Origin of the sequence: Guyparkeria sp. TX1 (genome assembly GCF_046523965.1) — a bacterium.
Lineage (GTDB): Bacteria > Pseudomonadota > Gammaproteobacteria > Halothiobacillales > Halothiobacillaceae > Guyparkeria.
Genome location: NZ_CP144142.1, coordinates 1,454,389 through 1,472,696, shown reverse-complemented (window position 1 = coordinate 1,472,696; position 18,308 = coordinate 1,454,389). Strand labels below are relative to the sequence as shown.

Annotated in this window: 21 protein-coding genes; 16 read left to right on the top strand and 5 right to left on the bottom strand. The window is 65.6% G+C overall.

The features are described from left to right. The first annotated feature begins 3 nt into the window (after positions 1-3). The 6 genes from zapD to VWP12_RS06880 all read left to right on the top strand — a co-directional run bounded on the left by zapD (position 4) and on the right by VWP12_RS06880 (position 4,045). A complete protein-coding gene (gene zapD, locus VWP12_RS06905) occupies positions 4-783 on the top strand; it encodes a cell division protein ZapD (protein WP_158611759.1) in 780 nt (259 codons plus the stop codon). 103 nt (positions 784-886) lie between these two features. Further along, positions 887-1,702: a septum site-determining protein MinC gene (gene minC / locus VWP12_RS06900; RefSeq protein ID WP_410473523.1), complete on the top strand. Its 816-nt coding sequence runs from the start codon at positions 887-889 to the stop codon at positions 1,700-1,702. A 138-nt stretch (positions 1,703-1,840) separates the two neighbouring features. Further along, positions 1,841-2,656, top strand: coding sequence for a septum site-determining protein MinD (minD, locus tag VWP12_RS06895; protein WP_125198695.1), 816 nt, complete (start codon positions 1,841-1,843; stop codon positions 2,654-2,656). A gap of 3 nt (positions 2,657-2,659) precedes the next feature. Further along, complete coding sequence (gene minE / locus VWP12_RS06890) at positions 2,660-2,944, top strand: cell division topological specificity factor MinE (protein WP_125198694.1); 285 nt, start codon at positions 2,660-2,662, stop codon at positions 2,942-2,944. Between the two features lie 153 nt (positions 2,945-3,097). After that, positions 3,098-3,616 carry a YeeE/YedE family protein gene (locus tag VWP12_RS06885; protein WP_410473522.1) on the top strand — a complete coding sequence of 173 codons (519 nt, stop codon included), beginning with the start codon at positions 3,098-3,100 and terminating at the stop codon, positions 3,614-3,616. A 3-nt stretch (positions 3,617-3,619) separates the two neighbouring features. After that, positions 3,620-4,045 carry a DUF6691 family protein gene (locus VWP12_RS06880; RefSeq protein WP_410473521.1) on the top strand — a complete coding sequence of 142 codons (426 nt, stop codon included), beginning with the start codon at positions 3,620-3,622 and terminating at the stop codon, positions 4,043-4,045. Between the two features lie 10 nt (positions 4,046-4,055). Here the strand turns inward: VWP12_RS06880 and VWP12_RS06875 are convergent, their stop codons facing one another. Next, positions 4,056-4,721, bottom strand: coding sequence for a glutathione S-transferase family protein (locus tag VWP12_RS06875; protein WP_410473520.1), 666 nt, complete (start codon positions 4,719-4,721; stop codon positions 4,056-4,058). Positions 4,722-4,819: 98 nt separating this feature from the next. On the opposite strand from VWP12_RS06875, the gene VWP12_RS06870 reads away from it, so the two are divergent. The 4 genes from VWP12_RS06870 to VWP12_RS06855 all read left to right on the top strand — a co-directional run bounded on the left by VWP12_RS06870 (position 4,820) and on the right by VWP12_RS06855 (position 6,264). Then, positions 4,820-5,248 (top strand): RNA-binding S4 domain-containing protein, encoded by a 429-nt coding sequence (locus VWP12_RS06870; RefSeq protein ID WP_125198690.1) that lies wholly within the window; start codon positions 4,820-4,822, stop codon positions 5,246-5,248. 87 nt (positions 5,249-5,335) lie between these two features. After that, positions 5,336-5,680, top strand: a complete 345-nt coding sequence (locus tag VWP12_RS06865; RefSeq protein ID WP_410473519.1) for a nitroreductase family protein — start codon at positions 5,336-5,338, stop codon at positions 5,678-5,680. After that, positions 5,646-5,939, top strand: a complete 294-nt coding sequence (locus VWP12_RS06860) for a nitroreductase family protein (protein WP_410473518.1) — start codon at positions 5,646-5,648, stop codon at positions 5,937-5,939. Before VWP12_RS06865 ends, VWP12_RS06860 begins: the two co-directional genes overlap by 35 nt. 112 nt (positions 5,940-6,051) lie before the next feature. Beyond that, positions 6,052-6,264: a hypothetical protein gene (locus VWP12_RS06855; RefSeq protein ID WP_410473517.1), complete on the top strand. Its 213-nt coding sequence runs from the start codon at positions 6,052-6,054 to the stop codon at positions 6,262-6,264. A gap of 149 nt (positions 6,265-6,413) precedes the next feature. Here VWP12_RS06855 and mltF read toward each other — a convergent pair whose 3' ends face one another. Further along, on the bottom strand, positions 6,414-7,769 hold the full coding sequence (gene mltF, locus VWP12_RS06850) for a membrane-bound lytic murein transglycosylase MltF (RefSeq protein ID WP_410473516.1): 1,356 nt from the start codon (positions 7,767-7,769) through the stop codon (positions 6,414-6,416). Between the two features lie 208 nt (positions 7,770-7,977). Between mltF and VWP12_RS06845 the strand changes: the two genes are divergently transcribed. After that, positions 7,978-9,171: an APC family permease gene (locus tag VWP12_RS06845; protein WP_410473515.1), complete on the top strand. Its 1,194-nt coding sequence runs from the start codon at positions 7,978-7,980 to the stop codon at positions 9,169-9,171. A gap of 53 nt (positions 9,172-9,224) precedes the next feature. After that, a complete protein-coding gene (locus tag VWP12_RS06840; RefSeq protein WP_410473514.1) occupies positions 9,225-9,764 on the top strand; it encodes a hypothetical protein in 540 nt (179 codons plus the stop codon). A gap of 18 nt (positions 9,765-9,782) precedes the next feature. Here VWP12_RS06840 and VWP12_RS06835 read toward each other — a convergent pair whose 3' ends face one another. From VWP12_RS06835 to VWP12_RS06825, 3 genes are all read right to left on the bottom strand, one after another. Further along, on the bottom strand, positions 9,783-10,409 hold the full coding sequence (locus VWP12_RS06835) for a phosphoribosyltransferase (RefSeq protein WP_125198685.1): 627 nt from the start codon (positions 10,407-10,409) through the stop codon (positions 9,783-9,785). A gap of 96 nt (positions 10,410-10,505) precedes the next feature. Continuing rightward, a complete protein-coding gene (locus tag VWP12_RS06830; RefSeq protein ID WP_410473513.1) occupies positions 10,506-10,847 on the bottom strand; it encodes a zinc ribbon domain-containing protein YjdM in 342 nt (113 codons plus the stop codon). A 94-nt stretch (positions 10,848-10,941) separates the two neighbouring features. Next, positions 10,942-11,295, bottom strand: coding sequence for a DUF3147 family protein (locus VWP12_RS06825; protein ID WP_125198683.1), 354 nt, complete (start codon positions 11,293-11,295; stop codon positions 10,942-10,944). 249 nt (positions 11,296-11,544) lie between these two features. Between VWP12_RS06825 and VWP12_RS06820 the strand changes: the two genes are divergently transcribed. From VWP12_RS06820 to VWP12_RS06805, 4 genes are all read left to right on the top strand, one after another. Further along, the gene (locus tag VWP12_RS06820) at positions 11,545-11,916 is read left to right on the top strand and encodes a hypothetical protein (protein WP_410473512.1); all 372 of its coding nucleotides are present in this window, start codon (positions 11,545-11,547) and stop codon (positions 11,914-11,916) included. Between the two features lie 94 nt (positions 11,917-12,010). Then, positions 12,011-13,300 carry a TolC family protein gene (locus tag VWP12_RS06815; protein ID WP_410473511.1) on the top strand — a complete coding sequence of 430 codons (1,290 nt, stop codon included), beginning with the start codon at positions 12,011-12,013 and terminating at the stop codon, positions 13,298-13,300. Next, positions 13,297-14,925 carry an efflux RND transporter periplasmic adaptor subunit gene (locus VWP12_RS06810; protein ID WP_410473510.1) on the top strand — a complete coding sequence of 543 codons (1,629 nt, stop codon included), beginning with the start codon at positions 13,297-13,299 and terminating at the stop codon, positions 14,923-14,925. The genes VWP12_RS06815 and VWP12_RS06810 overlap by 4 nt, the downstream gene beginning before the upstream one ends. Positions 14,926-15,207: 282 nt before the next feature. Beyond that, entirely contained in the window at positions 15,208-18,288 is a 3,081-nt protein-coding gene (locus VWP12_RS06805) for an efflux RND transporter permease subunit (RefSeq protein WP_410473509.1), read from the top strand. The last annotated feature ends 20 nt before the right edge of the window (positions 18,289-18,308 follow it).

Genomic DNA, 18,308 nt, shown 5'->3' with positions numbered 1-18,308 from the left:
CCAATGGATCGGAACGCACCTCTGAAAATCTACGAGCAACCACTGAACGAACGGATCCGGGCCTGCCTCAGGCTCGACCACTTGTTCACCCGCATCGACCATCACCTGCAGAGCACCTCGCGGGACGACGCGCTTTGCACGGTGTTGCTGCTGCTCGAAGCCGCCGACGTCCTTTCGCGTATCGACATCAAGCGCGAACTGATCAAGGAACTCGAGCGCCAGCAGGCCCGCCTGATGAACGTGCCGGACTCGCCCGGCGTCGATCGCGACAAGCTCAATGCCCTGCTCGATCAGCAAAACGACCTGATCAAGGCGCTGCACGCCTACCACGCCCAGCCCGGCGCTCACCTGAAGACCCACGAGCTGTTGAACGCCGTGCGTCAGCGTGCCTCGATTCCCGGCGCCCTGTGCGAATTCGATATACCCGGGCTGCACTACTGGCTGAGCCTGCCGGACGCCGAGCGCCGCGAGGATATCGACACGTGGCTGGAGCCGTTTACCGACATCCGCCAAGCCAACGAACTGGTCATCAGCCTGATACGAAACAGCGTCGATACGATGTCGGTGGTCGCCGACGAGGGCTTCCTGCAGCAGAGCATCGAGAGCGCGACGCCCTATCAACTGCTGCGTGTGATGATCGACGACGACACCGTCTGCTATCCCGAGATCAGCGCCGGCAAGCACCGCTTTACCGTGCGTTTCATGACACTGGACCGCGAGAACGGCCATCCACGCCAGGTCCACGAAGACATCGAATTCCGCCTCGCCCTGTGCCGTTTGTGACACCCAGGCCATCCCTTCGCCGGCCGATAGGCCGGAAGGGAGCCAGGCCCATGCGAGGGCGAGCATGGCTTTACCATCGTCAGGACGAAAACCGAGCTCATCAATGACCGCAACCACCCGCAAGGCCGCCAGGACAGGCGCCCCGGCCCTCGACATCGACCAGCGCTCGCTGGCGCTCACCCATGTTCACCTGTACGAGACGCATCTGCTCAAGCTCACCCGCAGCCTGAGCGAGCGTTTCGGCAACCCCGGGGTCGGTGACGAGCGACAGCCTTGCGTGATCGATCTGGCGGCGATCGCGGACAGCGGCAAATGGATCGACTTCCCGGCCCTGGTGAGCCTGCTACGCAACTATCGCCTCGAACCGGTCGGCGTGGTCCACGGCAACGATCAACAAAAGACCCAGGCGCGCGGCGCCGACCTGCCGGTCTTCGACGACCAGGCGGTTGCCGACGCACCAGCGCAGGCTCAGCCTCAGAGCAAGCCGGAACCGGAACCCGCCGCCGAACCGGAACCCGTCAAGGCAGAGGAACCGGCACCACCTGCCGAGCCGGCATCACCCGCCCCGGCCGGCCCGGCCGGCCCGATCGCCCCGATGATCCTGCGCCACCCGGTCCGTTCCGGCACCGAGCTCTACGCCCAGGGTCAGGACATGGTGGTGATGAACACCGTCGGTGCCGGGGCACGCGTGGTGGCGGACGGATCGATCTACATCCACGGCGCGCTCAAGGGCACCGCCGCGGCCGGCGCCGGCAACCAGATCGAGGCGCGCATCTTCTGCGAGTCGTTCGAGCCGGAGATCATCGCCATCTGCGGCACCTTCCTCGATGGCGAGCAATTGGCGCGGCATCCGGCCTGGGGCAAGCGCGTGTTGGTTGAACTGGTCGATGGCCAGCTGATGGTCCATCCGTTTGACTGAACGCACACGTACGGTGCGAATGGAAGAATTTCACGGTCGTTGGGGAAGGCCCGCCTTTGTGGCACAGTCCGCCTCACCTCACGACCCCGCCCCGCGGGGCATGACGTCAACAATCTTTCGCGATTAGGGAGACAATCCGTGTCCAAAGTCCTGGTGGTAACCTCCGGCAAGGGCGGCGTTGGCAAGACGACGACCAGCGCCGCCATTTCGAGCGGCCTGGCCATGGCCGGCAAGAAGACCGTGGTGATCGACTTCGACGTCGGCCTGCGCAACCTCGATCTGATCATGGGCGTCGAGCGCCGCGTGGTCTACGACATCGTCAACGTCATCCAGGGTGAGGCGGGCCTGAACCAGGCCCTGATCCGCCACAAGGAAGTCGACAACCTCTACGTCCTGCCCGCCTCGCAAACCAAGGACAAGGACGCGCTGACCGAGGAAGGCGTCGGCAAGGTCCTTAACGACCTGCGCGAGGAAGGCTTTGACTACATCGTCTGCGATTCCCCGGCCGGCATCGAGCGTGGCGCGCAACTGGCGATGTACTACGCCGACGAGGCCATCGTGGTGTCCAACCCCGAGATCTCCTCGGTGCGTGACTCCGACCGCATGCTGGGCATCCTCGCCAGCAAATCACGCCGGGCGAAGGATGGCGAGACCGCCATCAAGGAGCACCTGCTGATCACCCGCTACGCCCCCGATCGCGTCGGCACCGGCGAGATGCTGTCGGTCGAGGACATGCTCGAGATCCTGGCCGTGCCTCTGTTGGGCGTGATCCCAGAATCCAACGCGGTGCTGCAGGCCTCCAACGCGGGCCGGCCGGTGATTCTCGACGAGAACACCGACGCCGGTCAGGCCTACCACGATGCCGTTGGTCGCCTGCTGGGCGAAGAGCGCCCAATGCGTTTCATCGAGACCGAAAAGAAGTCGCTTTTCGGTCGCCTGTTCGGCCGGAGTTAAGCCATGGGATTGCTGGATATCTTTCGTAACCGTTCACAGGACCCGTCGGCCAAGATGGCCAAGGAGCGTCTGCAGATCCTGATCGCGCACGAACGCGCCCAGGGTCAGCACATCACGCCGCATTACCTGCCCGAAATGCAAAAGGAAATCCTCGAGGTCATCCGCAAGTACGTCCACGTCGAGGACGATGCGGTGAAGTTCGAGGTCGAACACAACGAGCAGTTCGAGTTGTTCGAGCTCAACATCACCCTGCCTGAGAAGGGCGAAGGCAACGAGCGGTCCGACTGACCGCCCAACGCCGCTCTGAGCTCAACTCGTCCACCCCCGCCAGTCGGGGGTGTTTGTCGTTATGGGCCGGTAAAAAACATCTGTTGGCGCCAATGCGCGAGGGCCGCTAAGGTGCCAGGTTCGTTAATTCCGTAACCGTGGCACTTGTCGACAATGGATACGTTCGCAACGCTCATCGACGCTCTGTTTTCCCCGCTGTGGACGCCCGTGCTGGTGGGGGCGCTGATCGCCCTGCTCGCCTTCACTCAGCGCTGGCTGGTCGACCAGCCCCTCTCCTGCTCGACCGGCTTTGCCAACCTGGCGGGTTATCTCAGGCCCGGCACGGCACGCGACCCGCAGGACGACTGGCGGATCGTGTTCCTGCTGGGCATCGTCCTCGGCGGCCTGATCGCAGCCCTCACGGATGGTGCACCGGCCTGGCAAGGCACCGCCGCGGAGTTCGGCCGCTTCTATACCGCCCTGGTGCCCGAGTCCACGCTCGGCTCGGCGATCTGGTGGCTGGTCGGCGGTCTGCTGATCGGCCTTGGCGCGCGCCTGGCCGGCGGCTGCACCTCGGGCCATACCATTGCGGGGGTGGCCATGGGGGCACCGGCGAGCCTGGTGGCCTCGGCCGTCTTCTTTGCCGTCGCGGTGGGCACCGCCCAACTCGCCGCCTGGATGCTGGGGGTCTGAGCGATGATCAACCGACGCAACCTGCTGTTTCTTGCCTTCGGCACCACCTTTGGCTTCCTGCTCAGCCGGGCCGGTGCGACCAGCCCGGCGATCATCAGTGAGCTACTCCTGTTCGAGGACCTTCGCCTGCTGTGGGTGATCGCCACCGCCGTGGCCCTCGGTGCCGCGCTCACCTGGCTTGCCTGGCGTTTGGGCTGGCGCGCGCGCAACACCGGCGAGCCGATCTCGATTCAGCACAAGCCGTTCAAGCGTGGACTGATCGTCGGCGCGGTGCTGTTCGGGCTTGGCTGGGCCGGCACCGGGGTGTGCCCCGGCACCGCACTGGCGATGATCGGCGAGGGCAAGGGGTTCGCCCTGTGGGTGGTCGCCGGCATCCTGGTCGGATCGGGCGCCGGCAGCTGGATCAATCGCCGCCTCGAGCGAGGTTGAACCCGGCGATTCAATCGGTCAGGTGTTGCTGCGCGTACCAGCCGTTCTGCTTTTTCAGCATCATCGGGAAAAGCTCGTCAAAGCCCTCAGGCAGCGAGTCGCGGATCACCGGCTCGTCGACCAGTCGCTCGCCCCAGCGCATCACCGTCGGGATGGTATTCCAGTCGAGCAGTGATTCCGGCAGGGCGAACAGGCGCTGGAACAGCGGGGCGAACGAGGTGTCCACCAGCGAGAGCTCTTTTCCGACAAAGAATGGGGCGGGTGGCTTCTTTGCCAGCTGCCTCTCCAGGTGACCGAACAGCTTGGCCAGTTCGTCACGCTTGGCGGTACTGGCGGACTCCTCCGCGGCAGTGATCGCGCCGAACATCGCCATGATTCCCGCTGAACCCAGTTCGATCCAGGCCCGCTGCTGCGCGCGCTCCAGGGCATTGTCCGACAGCATGCGCTCGCCGAAGGACTCGTCGAGGAATTCGTTGATCACGGCCGACTCGAACAGCACCTCGCCATCGACCTTGAGCACCGGCACCTTGCCCAGCGGCGAGACCTCGTCGAACCAGCTCGGCAGGTCGTTGAGCTGGATGAAGGTGGTATCGAACGGCACGCCCTTGTGCTTGAGGGTGATCACCGAGCGCTGGACAAAGGGACAGAGCTTGAAGCTGATCAGTTCGAGTTGCATGATGCCTCCACATCGAAAAAACCGCGGGCGACACGCGTACGTCGTCCGAATTAGACCCGAATCGTAGCCTACCGGCCGCCGCTATTGCCGCAGTTAACGTGAAAAAAACTGACAAGAAACGTCATTCCACTTCCGCTTCGAATGCCCAGGACAGCCAACGGCTCGATACCTGGCTCTGGGCCGCGCGTTTCTTCAAGACCCGCCAGCTGGCCTCGACGGCCATCGACGGCGGCAAGATCGAGCTCAACGGCCAGGCCGTGACCAAGCGCGGCAAGTCGGTACGTCCCGGCGACCGGCTGACTATCGGCAAGGCCGGCATGCGGTTCGTGGTCGATGTGGAGGCACTCAATCCCAAACGCGGACCGGCCAGCGAGGCGGCGCTGCTCTACCGGGAGACACCGGAGAGCATCGAGAAGCGCCGGCTGGTCGCCGAGCAGCAGCGTGCCGAGCGCGAGCTCAACCCACACCACAAGCCGGCCAAGCAGGCGCGTGCCCTGCTGCGCGCCCTGCGCGGCAAGTCATTCTGAACCGATCGTGCCCGCGCAAGCCCGCCGGCGAACCACCGACTCGATGCCTATACTCCCGTACCGAAACCCGTAATACGAGGAGACTGCATGCGAGTCAGCGAGGCGATTGCAACCCGACGCGCCATCAAGCAATTCGACCCGGAACACCAATTATCCGAGGGCGATCAGGACCGGCTGATCGAACTGGCGATGCAGTCGCCAACCGCCTTCAACCTGCAACACTGGCGGTTCGTGGTGGTGCGCGATCCTGCGCGCCGCCAGGCGATCCGCGAGCTTGCATGGGACCAGGCCCAGGTGACCGACGCCTCGATGCTGGTGATCCTCACCGGCCGTCGTGACGTCTGGCAGGACGAGGCCGAACGCGTCTGGCGCGATGCCCCGGGCCGAAGTGCGCGAGATGATGGCCGGGGCGATCGATGCCTATTATCGTGACAAGCCGCAGGTCGAACGCGACGAGGTCATGCGCAGCTGCGGCATCGCCGGGCAGAGCCTGATGCTCGCGGCACGGGAAATGGGGCTCGATTCCTGCCCAATGGACGGCTTTGATTTCGAGGCCGTCGGCCGCCTGATCAACCTGCCCGATGATCACCTGATCTCGTTCATGGTCGCGATCGGCAAGAAGGCCGCCGACGTCTGGCCCCGGCCTGGACAGCTCTCGCTTGACGAGGTGCGCCATGTCGATGGATTCTGAACTTGTCGGTCACAGCGACCTCCAAGGGCTGGCAGCGCGAAACTGCCCCTTCACTTTTTCGAGTCTGACACTCATTCGCCGGGACGTTCCGGCATGACATGGAGAGCGACACATGAACGCACGTAATGCACTGATTGCCCTGATGATGGCTCTGGGTCTGACCGTGGCTGGCTGCGCCGAAGAGCAAGGTCCGGCAGAAGAGGCCGGCGAGCAGATCGACCAGACCATGGAAGAAGCGGGCGACGAGATCGAGGAGGCCACCGACGAGATGGGTGGCGACGCCGAAGAGGCGGGTGACGAAGTCGAGGAAGAGACCGACTACTGATCGGTTCACAACCCGGCATCAAAAGCCCCGGCAATGCCGGGGCTTTTTTGTGAGCGCCAGGACCAATACCGCCCCGCTAGAAAGGATGGAAACGGAACGACCACTAGAGGATTGAACCTTGCCCTGCCCGGTCGGCGATGCACTCGCAGTCAATCGGGAAGGGCCTGATCGATCACGTCGCGGTAATTGCGAATGCGGCGGACGTAGTGCACCGATTCGTATCCGCGTGCATAGCCGTACTTGGTCTGCGGGTAATAGCGCTTGTCGGCCTTCAACGGCAGCACCTCGCGCATCTCGGCCCAGGAATCCGGGTTGCGGCCGAGTTCACGAGCCAGCCGGCGTGCATCCAGCACGTGTGCGCGTCCCAGGTTGTAGCTGGCCAGGGCAAGGTAGGTGCGGTCCGGTTCGGGAATATCCTCCGGCAAGCGCGCACGACGATCAGCAAGGTAGCGCGCTCCACCGAGAATGGCCTCGCGCGGATCGAGCCGGTCCTCCACCCCCAGCGATTCGGCGGTCGGCCGGGTGAGCATCATGATGCCGCGCACCCCGGTGGGCGAGGTCGCCTGCGGGTCCCAATGCGATTCCTGGTAGGCCATCGCCGCGAGCAGTTCCACCGACAGACCGGTTTCCTCCGCGGCCTGCCGGAACTCGTCCAGGTAGCGTGGCAGCCGCTCGTCGAGCCGGCGATTGAGCGCCCGCAGGTCGACGAAATCGAATTCCCCGATGTGCACGTAATAGCGCTCGCGCATCTTGGCAACCGCCAGATCACCGGGATCACTCTCCCGCCAGTCTCGCGTGGCCTCGGCCAGATCCGCATGCAAGGCGGCGGCATACCAACCAACCGACTCGGACTGACCGAGGTTCATCGCCACCTCGAGATGCGGCCAGTATCGCCGCACCATGCGTACGATCGACGAATCGGCGACGGTACACCCCACCTCCCCGGTCGCCACCTGGGTCAGCAGCACCTCGCTGCTGCGCGATGGATCGGCGGCGAAGGTCAGATCCGGCACCGTGCGCGCCAGCTCCTCGAGACGCGCGACATAACTCGACTCGCCCGTCACCTGCAGATCCACCCCGGCCAGGCCTTCAATCGTGTTCGGCAAGGGCCGGTCGTCGCGATGGCAAACCACCTGCTGGACCACCTCGCCGTGCACCAGCCCCGGCTCGAACCGTTCGCTCCGCGCCGACAGATGCGTCAGCCCGGCCGCAGCGAGATGGGCTCGGCCGGTATCCAGTGCCTCGACCACCTCCGCGGTCGACTCATAAACCCGCCACTCCACCGTCCAGCCACGGCTGTCGGCAAAGGCGGTGACCAGGTCGTGCTCGGGACCGGTCGCCAACTGGTCACGTCCCAGGTAGCGAGTCGTGGGGCCGTTACGCGTCGCCACGACCAGCTGCTGCGTGTCGAACGGCGAGGACAGCACGACCTGTGGCGAGCGGTCGCTGCACCCGGAAAGGAGCAGCAACGCAGCGACAGGCATCATCCAGAGAAAAAGCGGCATGCAATGGATTCCACGTCGTGGGCGTGTATCTGGTAAATCGGATCAAGAACAAGAGTAACCCACCATCCCCCGAGGTTCGGCACCGACCGGCCACGGGACTACACTCCCGAACATGACGCGCGATCCCGACGGCCGGCACGACACCCCTCCCCCACCTCAGGGCCTCCCGGCCCCACGGCAGGCCGTTCTTCGGCGCGAGCTCGGGCCGGTGCTGCTGACACTCTATGGCCTGGGCACCATCCTCGGGGCCGGCATCTACGTGGTGATCGGCGAGGTGGCCGGTGCGGCCGGGCTGCTCACACCGTTTGCCTTCATCCTCGCCGCGCTGGTCGCCTCGCTCACGGCGCTGTCATTCAGCGAACTCACCGCGCGCATCCCGGAGGCCGGCGGGCCGATTGACTACGCGCGGCAGGCCTTTGGCCGACGGGGGCTGTGCATCGCCATCGGCTGGGGGCTGGTGGCCACCGGCACCGTTTCGGGGGCCACCATCCTGACCGGCTTCGAGCGCTATGCCTCGCTGTTCATTGATCTGCCCCGCGCCTGGACATTGATCATCGTCACCCTCGCACTGGGTGGTATCGCGATCGCGGGTATGCGCGAGAGCGCCTGGTTCATGGCCGCCACCACGCTACTGGGCATGGCCGGGCTGGGGTACGTGGTCTGGGTGGCTGCCCCGGCGATGGGGGATGCGCCGGTACGGCTGGCCGAATCGCTAAGCGGGCTCGAGTTCGGGATGGTCACTGGGCTGTTCCTGGGCGCCTTCCTCGCGTTCTACTCGTTCATCGGCTTCGAGGACATGGCCAACCTCGCCGAGGAGGTCCGCGACGCCCCGCGCACCATGCCACGCGCGATCGTCAGCGCCGTGGTGATCTCGCTCGTGGTCTACGCGCTGGTCGCCATCGCCGCAACCAGCGTACTCGCCCCGGATGATCTGGCCGGCGCCCACGCTCCGCTGGTGGCCGTGGTCGAGGCCATGGGGCACCCGGGCGTGCCGCTGGGCCTGATCAGCCTGTTCATCATCGTCAACGGCGCGCTGGGCCAGATCATCATGGCCACGCGCCTGCTCATGGATATGGGACGCGACCGGGCCGGGGCGCCGTCGGTGCTGGGCCGCGTGCATTCCCGCACCCATACCCCGATCGTCGCGACCCTCGCGGTGACCATCACCATCCTGCTACTGGCACTCTTCCTGCCACTGGCGACCTTGGCGAATCTCACCAGCGCGATCATGCTGGCCGTCTTCATCACGGTGAACGCCTCGCTGATCGTCCTCAAGCGTCGCGGCCAGCCAGAGGACGTGCCGAACGTTGCTCGGTGGATCCCCTGGGCGGGGATGCTGCTGTCCACCGGCGCCCTGATCACCCAGGGGATGCTCGCGGCGACCGGCGGCCCTGGCGGCTGAACTGGAGGCTAAACTCCCGGCAACGGCTACCCCATCCAACGAGGCGTCACCACGTGAAACCCCTTCTGGTGCTCGCACTGCTCGGTTCGGCCTTCCTTCTGGGCGGCTGTTCCCACGTCTCGCGTGTCGATGCAGACCACCTGACCGCGTTCGGCGAGCAACTCGAGCAGCCGGAGCAGTACATGTACTACCTGGTGCGCATCGACAACCGGGGCCGACCACCGGACGCCCTCCCCCCGCTCGCCATGCGCTTGCCCGACGCAGGCCGACCCATCGCGCTCGATGCACTCACCCCTAGCCTCACCGCGCGCTATCTGCCGGCCTTCGTGCCGCCACCGCAATGGCCCGACACGTGGAAGGAAAAGGCAAGCCGGCAAACCGCGTTCCAGGGAGGAGGCATCTACGTGCATTTCGAGGCGCAGGGACCGGCCTTCATCACCCTGTGCTCGCATTGCCACGGCGGCCGGCATTCGCCGGTCCTGTGCACGGCGGACGGTTCCGTCTGCCACCAACTGCCGGTCACGTACGAGGGGCTGGTCGAATTGATCGGGCCACCCGACCGGGTCCGACGTGTGCGTGAAGTGACGTGCTGAGTCCTCGCCGCCCACCGCCTAGTCCTGGTCGAGGCGGATGCCGCCAAAGAACAGCACACGGTCGAGCTCGGCATCGTCCAGTCGCAAGCCATGCTCGGCATTTAGCCGGGACACCGCCTCCTTGCGGGTTGCCGGCACGGGCTGCATGTCGCGCAGGAACTGGCCGACATCCTCGACCACCGCCCAGGGGTAGAGCATCCAGCGCCATTGCTCGATGGACTCGGCCACGAAGTCCGCCGGGCATTCCGTCACCTGCTTTTCATGCAATACCGCGGTACGAACCGAGGCCGGGTGGAGATCGTCCAGGTACGGGCGCAAGGCCTGCAAGGTCTTGCCACTGTCGTTGACATCATCGACCACCAGCACATTCTCGCCCTTGATCGGACCGCCGAGCGGCACGGTGACCCGCGCCTGCATCCCGGCGTGCGCGCCGGCCGCGTAATGCTGCACCTTGACGCTCACCAAACGCGAGACGCCCAGGAAATCGCAGACAAACCGGGCGGGCATGAACCCGCCACGGGCCACGGCGATCACGGTATCGGGTTGATAACCGCTCGAGCGCACCATCCGCGACAGGCGGTCGGCAGCGGCGACGACCTCCTCGACCGTGATGGCGTGGACGGGTAACGATTGGCGTCGAGTCATTCCGTTCCTCCCTGACTGCCCCTGTCTCGAAACTCGCCTAGACGAAACCTTGGGCGAGCACTTGGGCGATCGCCTGACCAACCGCCCGGCTGGCGATCACGCCTTCTTGACGAACTCGGACTTCAACTTCATCGGACCGAAGCCCTCGACCTTGCAGTCGATGTCGTGGTCGCCCTCGACGATGCGGATGTTCTTGACCTTGGTGCCCACCTTCACGACACCCGAGCCGCCCTTGAGCTTGAGATCCTTGATCACGGTCACCGTGTCGCCATCGGCCAGTGGGTTGCCGTTGGCATCCCGCGCGGCAGGTTCACCGGCCTCGCTCGATGATTCGGCCTCGCCGGACCACTCGTGGCCACACTCGGGGCAGACGAACAGCGTGCCGTCGTGGTAGGTGAAGGTCGAGCCGCACTCGGGGCAAGGGGGCATCTCACTCATTTCAGACTCCAACGCGCAAAGGACAGACAGGATACCCTGCCAACACCCCACGTGGGTCCGACACGCACGCCAGCTCGGGATGCCCTGCCGAACGTCACGGCATCAATTCCACGCCGAAGTAGCGAGCAACAAAGGTAAACAGCCAGAACGACACGACCGTGATCGCGGCGCTTGCCAGCATGGTGGGCCAGAAGCCGAGCCGCCCGAGAAGAAACGGAAAGGCCAGGAACATCGGCAGGGTCGGCACGACGTACCAGAAGGTGTACCAGGCGTGGTTGCTCACCTTCTCCTGCGAGCCGGTCTCGACCTGGAGCCAGATCAGCGCCAGGATCGTGACCAAGGGCAAGGCCGCGATCAGTGCCCCGAGCTTGTCGCTGCGTTTGGCCACCTCGGAAACCAGCACCACTACCCCGGCTGTCGTCAGGTACTTGAAAATCAACCAGGCCATGGGACCTCCTGTGGTTGCAGCAACCCACCCGCCCCACTGACGGGTTTGCGTGGGCCGATAATGCCATGTCGGTCACCATCCCACTCCACTCGACCAAGTGGCGGCATGCAACCCAGCGCAGCCCGAATGGACAGCACGCAACCGAGAATAGTGGCCTGCGGCGTTATTGCGGCCAGCCGGGTCTTGCCTTACAGTCCTCGAGGTGCCGACTGGCTAGGTTGGCCGAACTCCACAGCCTCGGGACTGCCCTTGATCCATCGACTGCGACAACGCATTGCCCAAGCCCGGCTTCTCGTCGGGCTGCTGTGCGTGGCCGTCATGCTGCAAGGGCTTGTCTTCGGTGCCTGGCATATTCACGCCTCGGGTGACCATGGCAATCTCGCCACACCGGCGCACATGGAACACGCGGAATCCCATCAGGCCAACCACGCCGACGCGGTAGAGATCGAGTCGCTCGCGCTGCTGAAGTTCTTCGGCGGTGGGCTTGCCCTGTTGGTCCTGGTGGCATTGCTTATCGTCCTGCCGCGCACCCAAGCCATCCGCCCACCGCTGGCCACCTACGCGCCTGGCTCATCGCTACTCAGGCTGCGCCCCCCGGAACGCGCCCCTCCCCTCGCCTGACAACTCCGCACCCTGATCGCACCACGCCAACCGTCGAGTGAAGCGACGCGTGGTTATCCGCCCCATAGCGGGCATTGATCCAGAGGAGTTCGTCATGCCATTGACGCCTCACCCGAGGTGGGTTCGCCCTACCCATCGCCCCTTGCTCGTGGGCAGCCTGTTGTTGCTCCTCCCGATGACGCTGCCGGCCGCCGACTGGACGCTCGAGCGCAGTGCCGAACGCGCACTGTCCGTCGCACCGGAAATCGACGCCGCCCGTGCCGAGCGTGATCGCCGTGCTGGTCTGGCCGAGGAGGCGGGCCGTTGGCCCAACCCCGATCTGGAGGTCAACTTCAGTGACGAACTCGGCATCCAGGACGGTTCGGGCGGCTGGTCGGTGAAGGAATACGTGATCCGCCAGCCCCTACCGATCGACGGGCGTATTGCGCACCGCGCAGACGCCGCCGGCAAGCGCGTCGAGGCGGCCGAGGCACAGCAACTCCAGCGCGCGCTCGCCATGGAACACCGCGCCGCCCTCGCCTTTCACCGGCTGCAATGGGCACAAGCGCGTATCGAGCAGGCCAAGAACCAGCAGGAATGGACCCAGCGCTTCGCGCACATCGGTGACCGCCGCGCCCGTGCAGGCGACCTGTCCGAACGCGAACGCCTGCGCTTGAACCTGTTGCATGCCGAGGCCCAGGCCGAGTTGGACGAGGCTCGCCAGGTGCGCAAGGCCGCGCTCGTTGACTACCGCGGTGTGCTCGCCATCGACAGGAAGACCCCCGTCTCCCTGGCCGAACTGAGCCGGCCCGACACGCCCCCGGCACTCGACACCCTGCGCGAGCGACTCGACCGCCACCCCACCCTGTACGCCGCTGCCCGACAGCTGGCCGCCGCACGCGCCGAGGTAAAGCAGGCACGGGCGGAGCGGCTGCCGGACCTGGCCGTCCGCATGGGACGCGAGCGCAGCTATATCAACGGCGGCAAGGAAACCACCAACCACATCGGCCTCCAGGTCGAATTACCCCTTTGGTCGCAGGGACGTGGTCGCGTCGATGCCAAGCAAAGCCAGGCCATCCGACAGGATGCCGAGCGTCACGTGACGAAGCGTGACCTCGGCATTCGTCTGGAACGCACCCATGCGCGCCTCTCCGGGGTGCTTGAGCACATCGACGAACACCGGACGGCCGTGCTGGCCCCGGCTGACGACGTGCTGTCGCAGACACGCCGAGGGTTCGAGCAGGGCGAGCTGAGCCTGACCGAACTGATCGACGCCGCCCAGGCCAACATTCGCGGCTCGCGGCGGTATATCGACCTGCTGCTCGAGGCGCGTGAACACGAATCCGACCTGCGTCTGGCCGCCGGCCTGATGCTCACGACCGATTACCCGGAGCAAGACCGATGAACCCGATTGCCATGCCCCACCGGCGGCTCTGGCTCGCCCTTGCGGCTGCCTTGAGTCTTCCCCTGTCCGGCTGTCTCGACGAACTCGGCCACGAACACGACGAGCAGGGCGAGCATGTCGAGGCGAGTAGCGAGGATACCGCCACGGACGAGCCGCCCATGCGCGCGGTCACGACCTGGTCGCGGGAACTCGAGCTGTTCATGGAGTTCCCCGCGCCGACCGCCGGCGAACCGGGCCAGTACATCACGCACCTCACCCACCTCAGCGAGTTCTCGCCCGTCATGTCCGGCCCGCTCCGTTACCGCTTCGAGCGCGACGACGGCCACGTCGAGGAACACGTTGCCGAGGCGATCGCCCGGGACGGCATCTTCCTGCCCGAGATCAGCGTCGAGAAACCGGGACACTATCAACTCGATCTGATCCTCGGCACGGGCGAGGACGCGCTCACCATCGAGGCCGGGCATGTCACCGTCACGGCGCCGGGCGAGGCCCGTGCCGCGGACGACGAGCATGGTCACGACCATGGCACCGAAGACCATGAGGACGGACATGGCGATGAGGCGGGTGATATCGCGTTCCTCAAGGAACAGCAATGGCGCATGGACTTTGCCGTGCGCCAAGCCTTCAGCGACTACATCACCGAGCGTCTGTCGGTGCCCGCGCGCATCGAGCCCCGACCGGGCCAGAGCGTCGAGGCCGCCACACCGGCCGGTGGCATGCTGGTTCCGCCGGAAAGTGGCGAGTGGAAACGCCCCGGCGACCGCGTCGAGGCCGGTGAGGCCCTGGCCCGCGTTCTGCCGTTGAGCGGAGCCGATGACGTCAGCCTGCTCGGTCTTGACCTGACCGAGGCGCGGGAACGGGTTTCCCTCGCCCGCGCCGAACGCGATCGCGTACAGGACCTGTACGAGGGTGGGGTCGTCTCGCAAAAACGCCTCGATCAGGCGCAGTCCGAATACCGCGTTGCGCAACAGGCACTGGAACGGGCCCGAACACGGCTCGGTCAGGTCGAAGGCGAGCGCGATCAGGCGGGTGCAGCAATCACCCTTCGCTCCCCGATCAGCGGGGTAATCACAGCCAGCCAACACGCGCCGGGCGAAATGGTCGCGGCCAACAAGACCGTGTTCTCCCTGCTCGACGACAGTCGCGTCTGGCTCAAGGCCATGGCTTACCCCGGCGACATGGCGCGGATCAAGCGCCCCGACAACGTCCTCGCACGCCAGGCCGGCAGCCAGTGGCAGAGGCTCGCTGGTGCGGAACTCGCCTACGTCGGCAGCCAGACCGAGGAAAACGGCACCGTGGCAGTGGTCTTCGACGTCCCCAACCCCGACGGTGAGCTGATCCCGGGCACGGCCTGGTCGGCGGCCTTTTCGATCGGCTCCGGGCAGATGGCCGTGGTCGTGCCGAAATCCGCGATTCTCGACGACGACGGCATCGAGGTGGTCATCGTCCAGCACGGCGGCGAGCGCTTCGAGCGCCGTCAGGTCAAGACCGGCATCCGCAGTGGCGACCGCGTGGCGATCACGGCCGGACTGCAACCGGGTGAGCGCGTGGTCACGCGAGGCGCCTACACCGTCCTGCTGGCCTCGCGAGGCGAACAGGACATCGGCCACGGCCACGCCCACTAAAGGAATCACGGGTCGAATCGGCAGCATCTCTGCGGGATCGCCAAGGGGTCGCACGCAAGGCGGGACCCGCCGTAAATGGCGAGGGCCTTCACAAGGACGGTGATCCCGCAGATGAGCCCTTGGCGACCCGCCCGAAAGGGGATTCCGGGTTGGCCCGTACTCGGCGTTGCAGGCGCTCGACGGGCAACAAGCCCGCCTTCGCGCCCGCTCCTTGATTACGAACCAACCCGAAAACCAGAGACGCCGACGATTCGGCCCGAGATTCCGTAACGGAGAACAAACATGTTGGACCGATTGATCAGCTGGTCACTGCAGAACCGTCTGTTGGTGGTGGCCGCCTCCGCCGTGTTGCTTGTCCTCGGTGTGATCACGGCACGCGATGTGCCCGTCGATGTATTCCCCGACCTCACCGCCCCGACAGTCACCGTGATGACCGAGGCACCGGGCCTGGCCGCCGAGGAAGTGGAACAGCAGGTCAGCTTCCCCATCGAGACGGCGATGAATGGCGCGACCGACGTCCGACGCCTGCGCTCGCAGTCGGTGCCGGGCTTCTCCATCGTCTGGGTGGAATTCGAGTGGGGCACGGACATCCTCGAATCGAGACAGATCGTCACCGAGCGACTCGATCAGGCCCGCGATGACCTGCCCCGGGCCGCCGGCGTGCCGCAACTCGGCCCGATCACCTCGATCATGGGCGAGATCGAGTTCTTCGGTGTCCGCGCCTCGGAAAACGGCGATCTCATGCAGGCCCGGGAGGTCGCCGACTGGTTACTCGAGCCCCAGTTGCTTGCCATCCCCGGCGTGGCGAACGTCACCGCCCTGGGGGGCGAGATTCGCGAATACCAGGTGCTGGTCTCGCCCGACCGCCTGCAGGAGATGAACATTGGTCTCGACCAGGTGCGCGAGGCGGCCTCCCGGTCGAACCGGAATGCCGGTGGCGGCTGGATCAGCGAGGGTGGCCAGGACTACGTGCTGCGCTTTCTCGGCCGCACGCAAAATGCCCCGGACATCGGTGAAGCCGTCATCACCGTCCGAGACGACGCACCGATTCGCATCCGGCATGTCGCCGAGGTACGCGAGGGTCCGGGCATCCCGATTGGCGATGGCGGGATCAACGGCGATCCGGGCGTTGTCGTCGCGGTATCCAAGCAACCCGGCGCCGACACCCTCGAACTGACCGAGCGTATCGGTCAGGTCCTGCAGCAGGCAGAGACCGACCTGCCGGAGGGTATCCACCTCGAGCCGGGATTGTTCCGCCAGGCGGATTTCATCTCCCGCGCCATCGACAACGTTGCCGTCGCCCTTCGGGATGGCGCGATCTTCGTCGTGGTGGTGTTGTTCGCCTTCCTGTTCAGTTTCCGCACCACGCTGATCTCCGTGCTCGCCATTCCGCTGTCGCTCGTGGTCGCCCTCATCGGGCTCAAGTGGATGGGCATCGGCATCAACACCATGACCCTCGGTGGCATGACCATCGCCATCGGCGCACTGGTCGACGACGCGATCATCTTCGTCGAGAACATCTACCGACGACTGCGCGAGAACGCCCATCGCGAGCAGCCCGCCCCGGCGGCCGGCGTGGTCTACCGCGCCTGCTCGGAAGTGCGCCAGTCGGTGGTCTTCTCGACGGCCATCATCATGCTGGTATTCGCCCCGCTGTTCTTCCTCCAGGGGGTCGAGGGGCGCCTGCTCGAGCCGCTGGGACTGGCCTACCTGTTCGCGATCGCCGCTTCCTTGCTGGTGGCGCTGACACTGACGCCGGTCCTGAGCCTGTGGTTGTTATCGAAGGACAAGGCCATGGGTGAAGAGAAAGACCCCCCGGTAATCCGCTTTGCCAAGCGGCTCTATACCCCGATCCTGAACGCCAGCCTGCGGTTCGCACCGGCCGTGTTGGGTTTCTCGGTGATCATGGTGGTGGCCACGCTGCTGGTGATCAGCCAGTTCGGTCGCTCGTTTCTGCCCGAATTCAACGAGGGCAGCCTCACCATCAAGGCGACCGCCCCGCCCGGCACCTCACTGGAGACCTCGGCGGCGATCGGCCGACAGCTCGAGGAGGTCCTGCTCGATTTCGAGGAGGTGGAAACCGTGGCCCGCAAGACGGGTCGTGCGGCCCTGGATGCCCATACCCAGGGACCCAACGCCTCCGAGCTCGAGGTGACGCTGGGTGAGCTCCCGCAAGGCAAAGAGGCGTTCATGGCCGACCTGCGCGGCGCGTTGAATGGCGTGCGCGGAGTCAACCTCAATATCGGCCAGCCGCTGTCGCATCGCATCGATCACATGCTCTCCGGCACCCGGGCGGCCATCGCGGTGAAAATCTTCGGCCCGTCGCTCGCCGAACTCCGGCAGCTGGGTGGTGAACTCGAATCCACGATGAAGGAGGTGGACGGTCTGGTCGACGTGGCCATGGAGCCGCTGCAAGCCGTGCCGCAACTGCGACTGCGTGCCGATCGCGAGGCCATCGCCCGCTACGGCATGACGGTGGAAGACGTTGCCCGGCTGGTGGAGACGGCCTACCGCGGCGAGGTCGTCTCGGAGGTATTCGAGGGCAATCGCCGCTTCGACCTGGTGGTGCGCTTCCATGACCAGGCCCGCGGGGATCGCCATGCGGTGGGTGACACGCTGATCGAGACACCCATCGGCGACATGGTGCCGCTGCGGGCATTGGCCAGACCGTCGTTCGAGCGCGGGCCGGGCACTATCCTGCGCGAGAATGCCCAGCGCCGACTCGTGGTCAGCGCCAATGTCGCCGGTCGCGACCTACGTGGCGCGGTCGAGGCCATCCAGGCGCGCGTCGACGCCGACATGACCCTGCCCGAGGACTACCGGATCGAGTACGGCGGCCAGTTCGAGGCCGAGGCCAATGCCACCCGCACCATCGGCTGGGTCTCGCTGGCCGTGCTCGCCGGCATCCTGCTTCTGCTGCAGATGGCCTTCCGCTCGCTGCGACTGGCGCTGTTGGTGATGGTCAATATCCCGCTGGCCCTGGTCGGGGGCGTGGCGGCCGTCTGGTTCATGGGCGGGACGATCACGGTGGCTGCACTCGTGGGTTTCATCACCCTGTTCGGCATCGCCATTCGTAACGGCATTCTGCTGATCAGCCGCTATCAGGCATTGGCGCGGGAAGGCATGACTGTCGACCAGGCGGTGGTCACCGGCTCGATGGAGCGACTTGCCCCCATCCTGATGACCGCCCTGACCGCCGGCCTGGCACTGATTCCGTTGGCGATGGGACTGGGCGAGACCGGGACCGAGATCCAGGCGCCGATGGCCGTGGTTATCCTCGGCGGGCTGATTACCTCGACCTTCCTGAACATGGTGGTGCTGCCGGCGCTCTACCGACTGGTAGCCAGTCGACGCACGGGGTAACGCCGGGGGCGTTGTGAGTC

Excerpts from the sequence above, each read along its gene's own strand:
- zapD (WP_158611759.1), top strand. The coding sequence starts at position 4 with ATGGATCGGAACGCACCTCTGAAAATCTACGAGCAACCACTGAACGAA.
- minC (WP_410473523.1), top strand. The coding sequence starts at position 887 with ATGACCGCAACCACCCGCAAGGCCGCCAGGACAGGCGCCCCGGCCCTC.
- minE (WP_125198694.1), top strand. The coding sequence starts at position 2,660 with ATGGGATTGCTGGATATCTTTCGTAACCGTTCACAGGACCCGTCGGCC.
- VWP12_RS06885 (WP_410473522.1), top strand. The coding sequence starts at position 3,098 with ATGGATACGTTCGCAACGCTCATCGACGCTCTGTTTTCCCCGCTGTGG.
- VWP12_RS06880 (WP_410473521.1), top strand. The coding sequence starts at position 3,620 with ATGATCAACCGACGCAACCTGCTGTTTCTTGCCTTCGGCACCACCTTT.
- VWP12_RS06875 (WP_410473520.1), bottom strand. The coding sequence starts at position 4,721 with ATGCAACTCGAACTGATCAGCTTCAAGCTCTGTCCCTTTGTCCAGCGC.
- VWP12_RS06865 (WP_410473519.1), top strand. The coding sequence starts at position 5,336 with ATGCGAGTCAGCGAGGCGATTGCAACCCGACGCGCCATCAAGCAATTC.
- VWP12_RS06860 (WP_410473518.1), top strand. The coding sequence starts at position 5,646 with ATGATGGCCGGGGCGATCGATGCCTATTATCGTGACAAGCCGCAGGTC.
- VWP12_RS06855 (WP_410473517.1), top strand. The coding sequence starts at position 6,052 with ATGAACGCACGTAATGCACTGATTGCCCTGATGATGGCTCTGGGTCTG.
- mltF (WP_410473516.1), bottom strand. The coding sequence starts at position 7,769 with ATGCCGCTTTTTCTCTGGATGATGCCTGTCGCTGCGTTGCTGCTCCTT.
- VWP12_RS06835 (WP_125198685.1), bottom strand. The coding sequence starts at position 10,409 with ATGACTCGACGCCAATCGTTACCCGTCCACGCCATCACGGTCGAGGAG.
- VWP12_RS06830 (WP_410473513.1), bottom strand. The coding sequence starts at position 10,847 with ATGAGTGAGATGCCCCCTTGCCCCGAGTGCGGCTCGACCTTCACCTAC.
- VWP12_RS06825 (WP_125198683.1), bottom strand. The coding sequence starts at position 11,295 with ATGGCCTGGTTGATTTTCAAGTACCTGACGACAGCCGGGGTAGTGGTG.
- VWP12_RS06815 (WP_410473511.1), top strand. The coding sequence starts at position 12,011 with ATGCCATTGACGCCTCACCCGAGGTGGGTTCGCCCTACCCATCGCCCC.
- VWP12_RS06810 (WP_410473510.1), top strand. The coding sequence starts at position 13,297 with ATGAACCCGATTGCCATGCCCCACCGGCGGCTCTGGCTCGCCCTTGCG.
- VWP12_RS06805 (WP_410473509.1), top strand. The coding sequence starts at position 15,208 with ATGTTGGACCGATTGATCAGCTGGTCACTGCAGAACCGTCTGTTGGTG.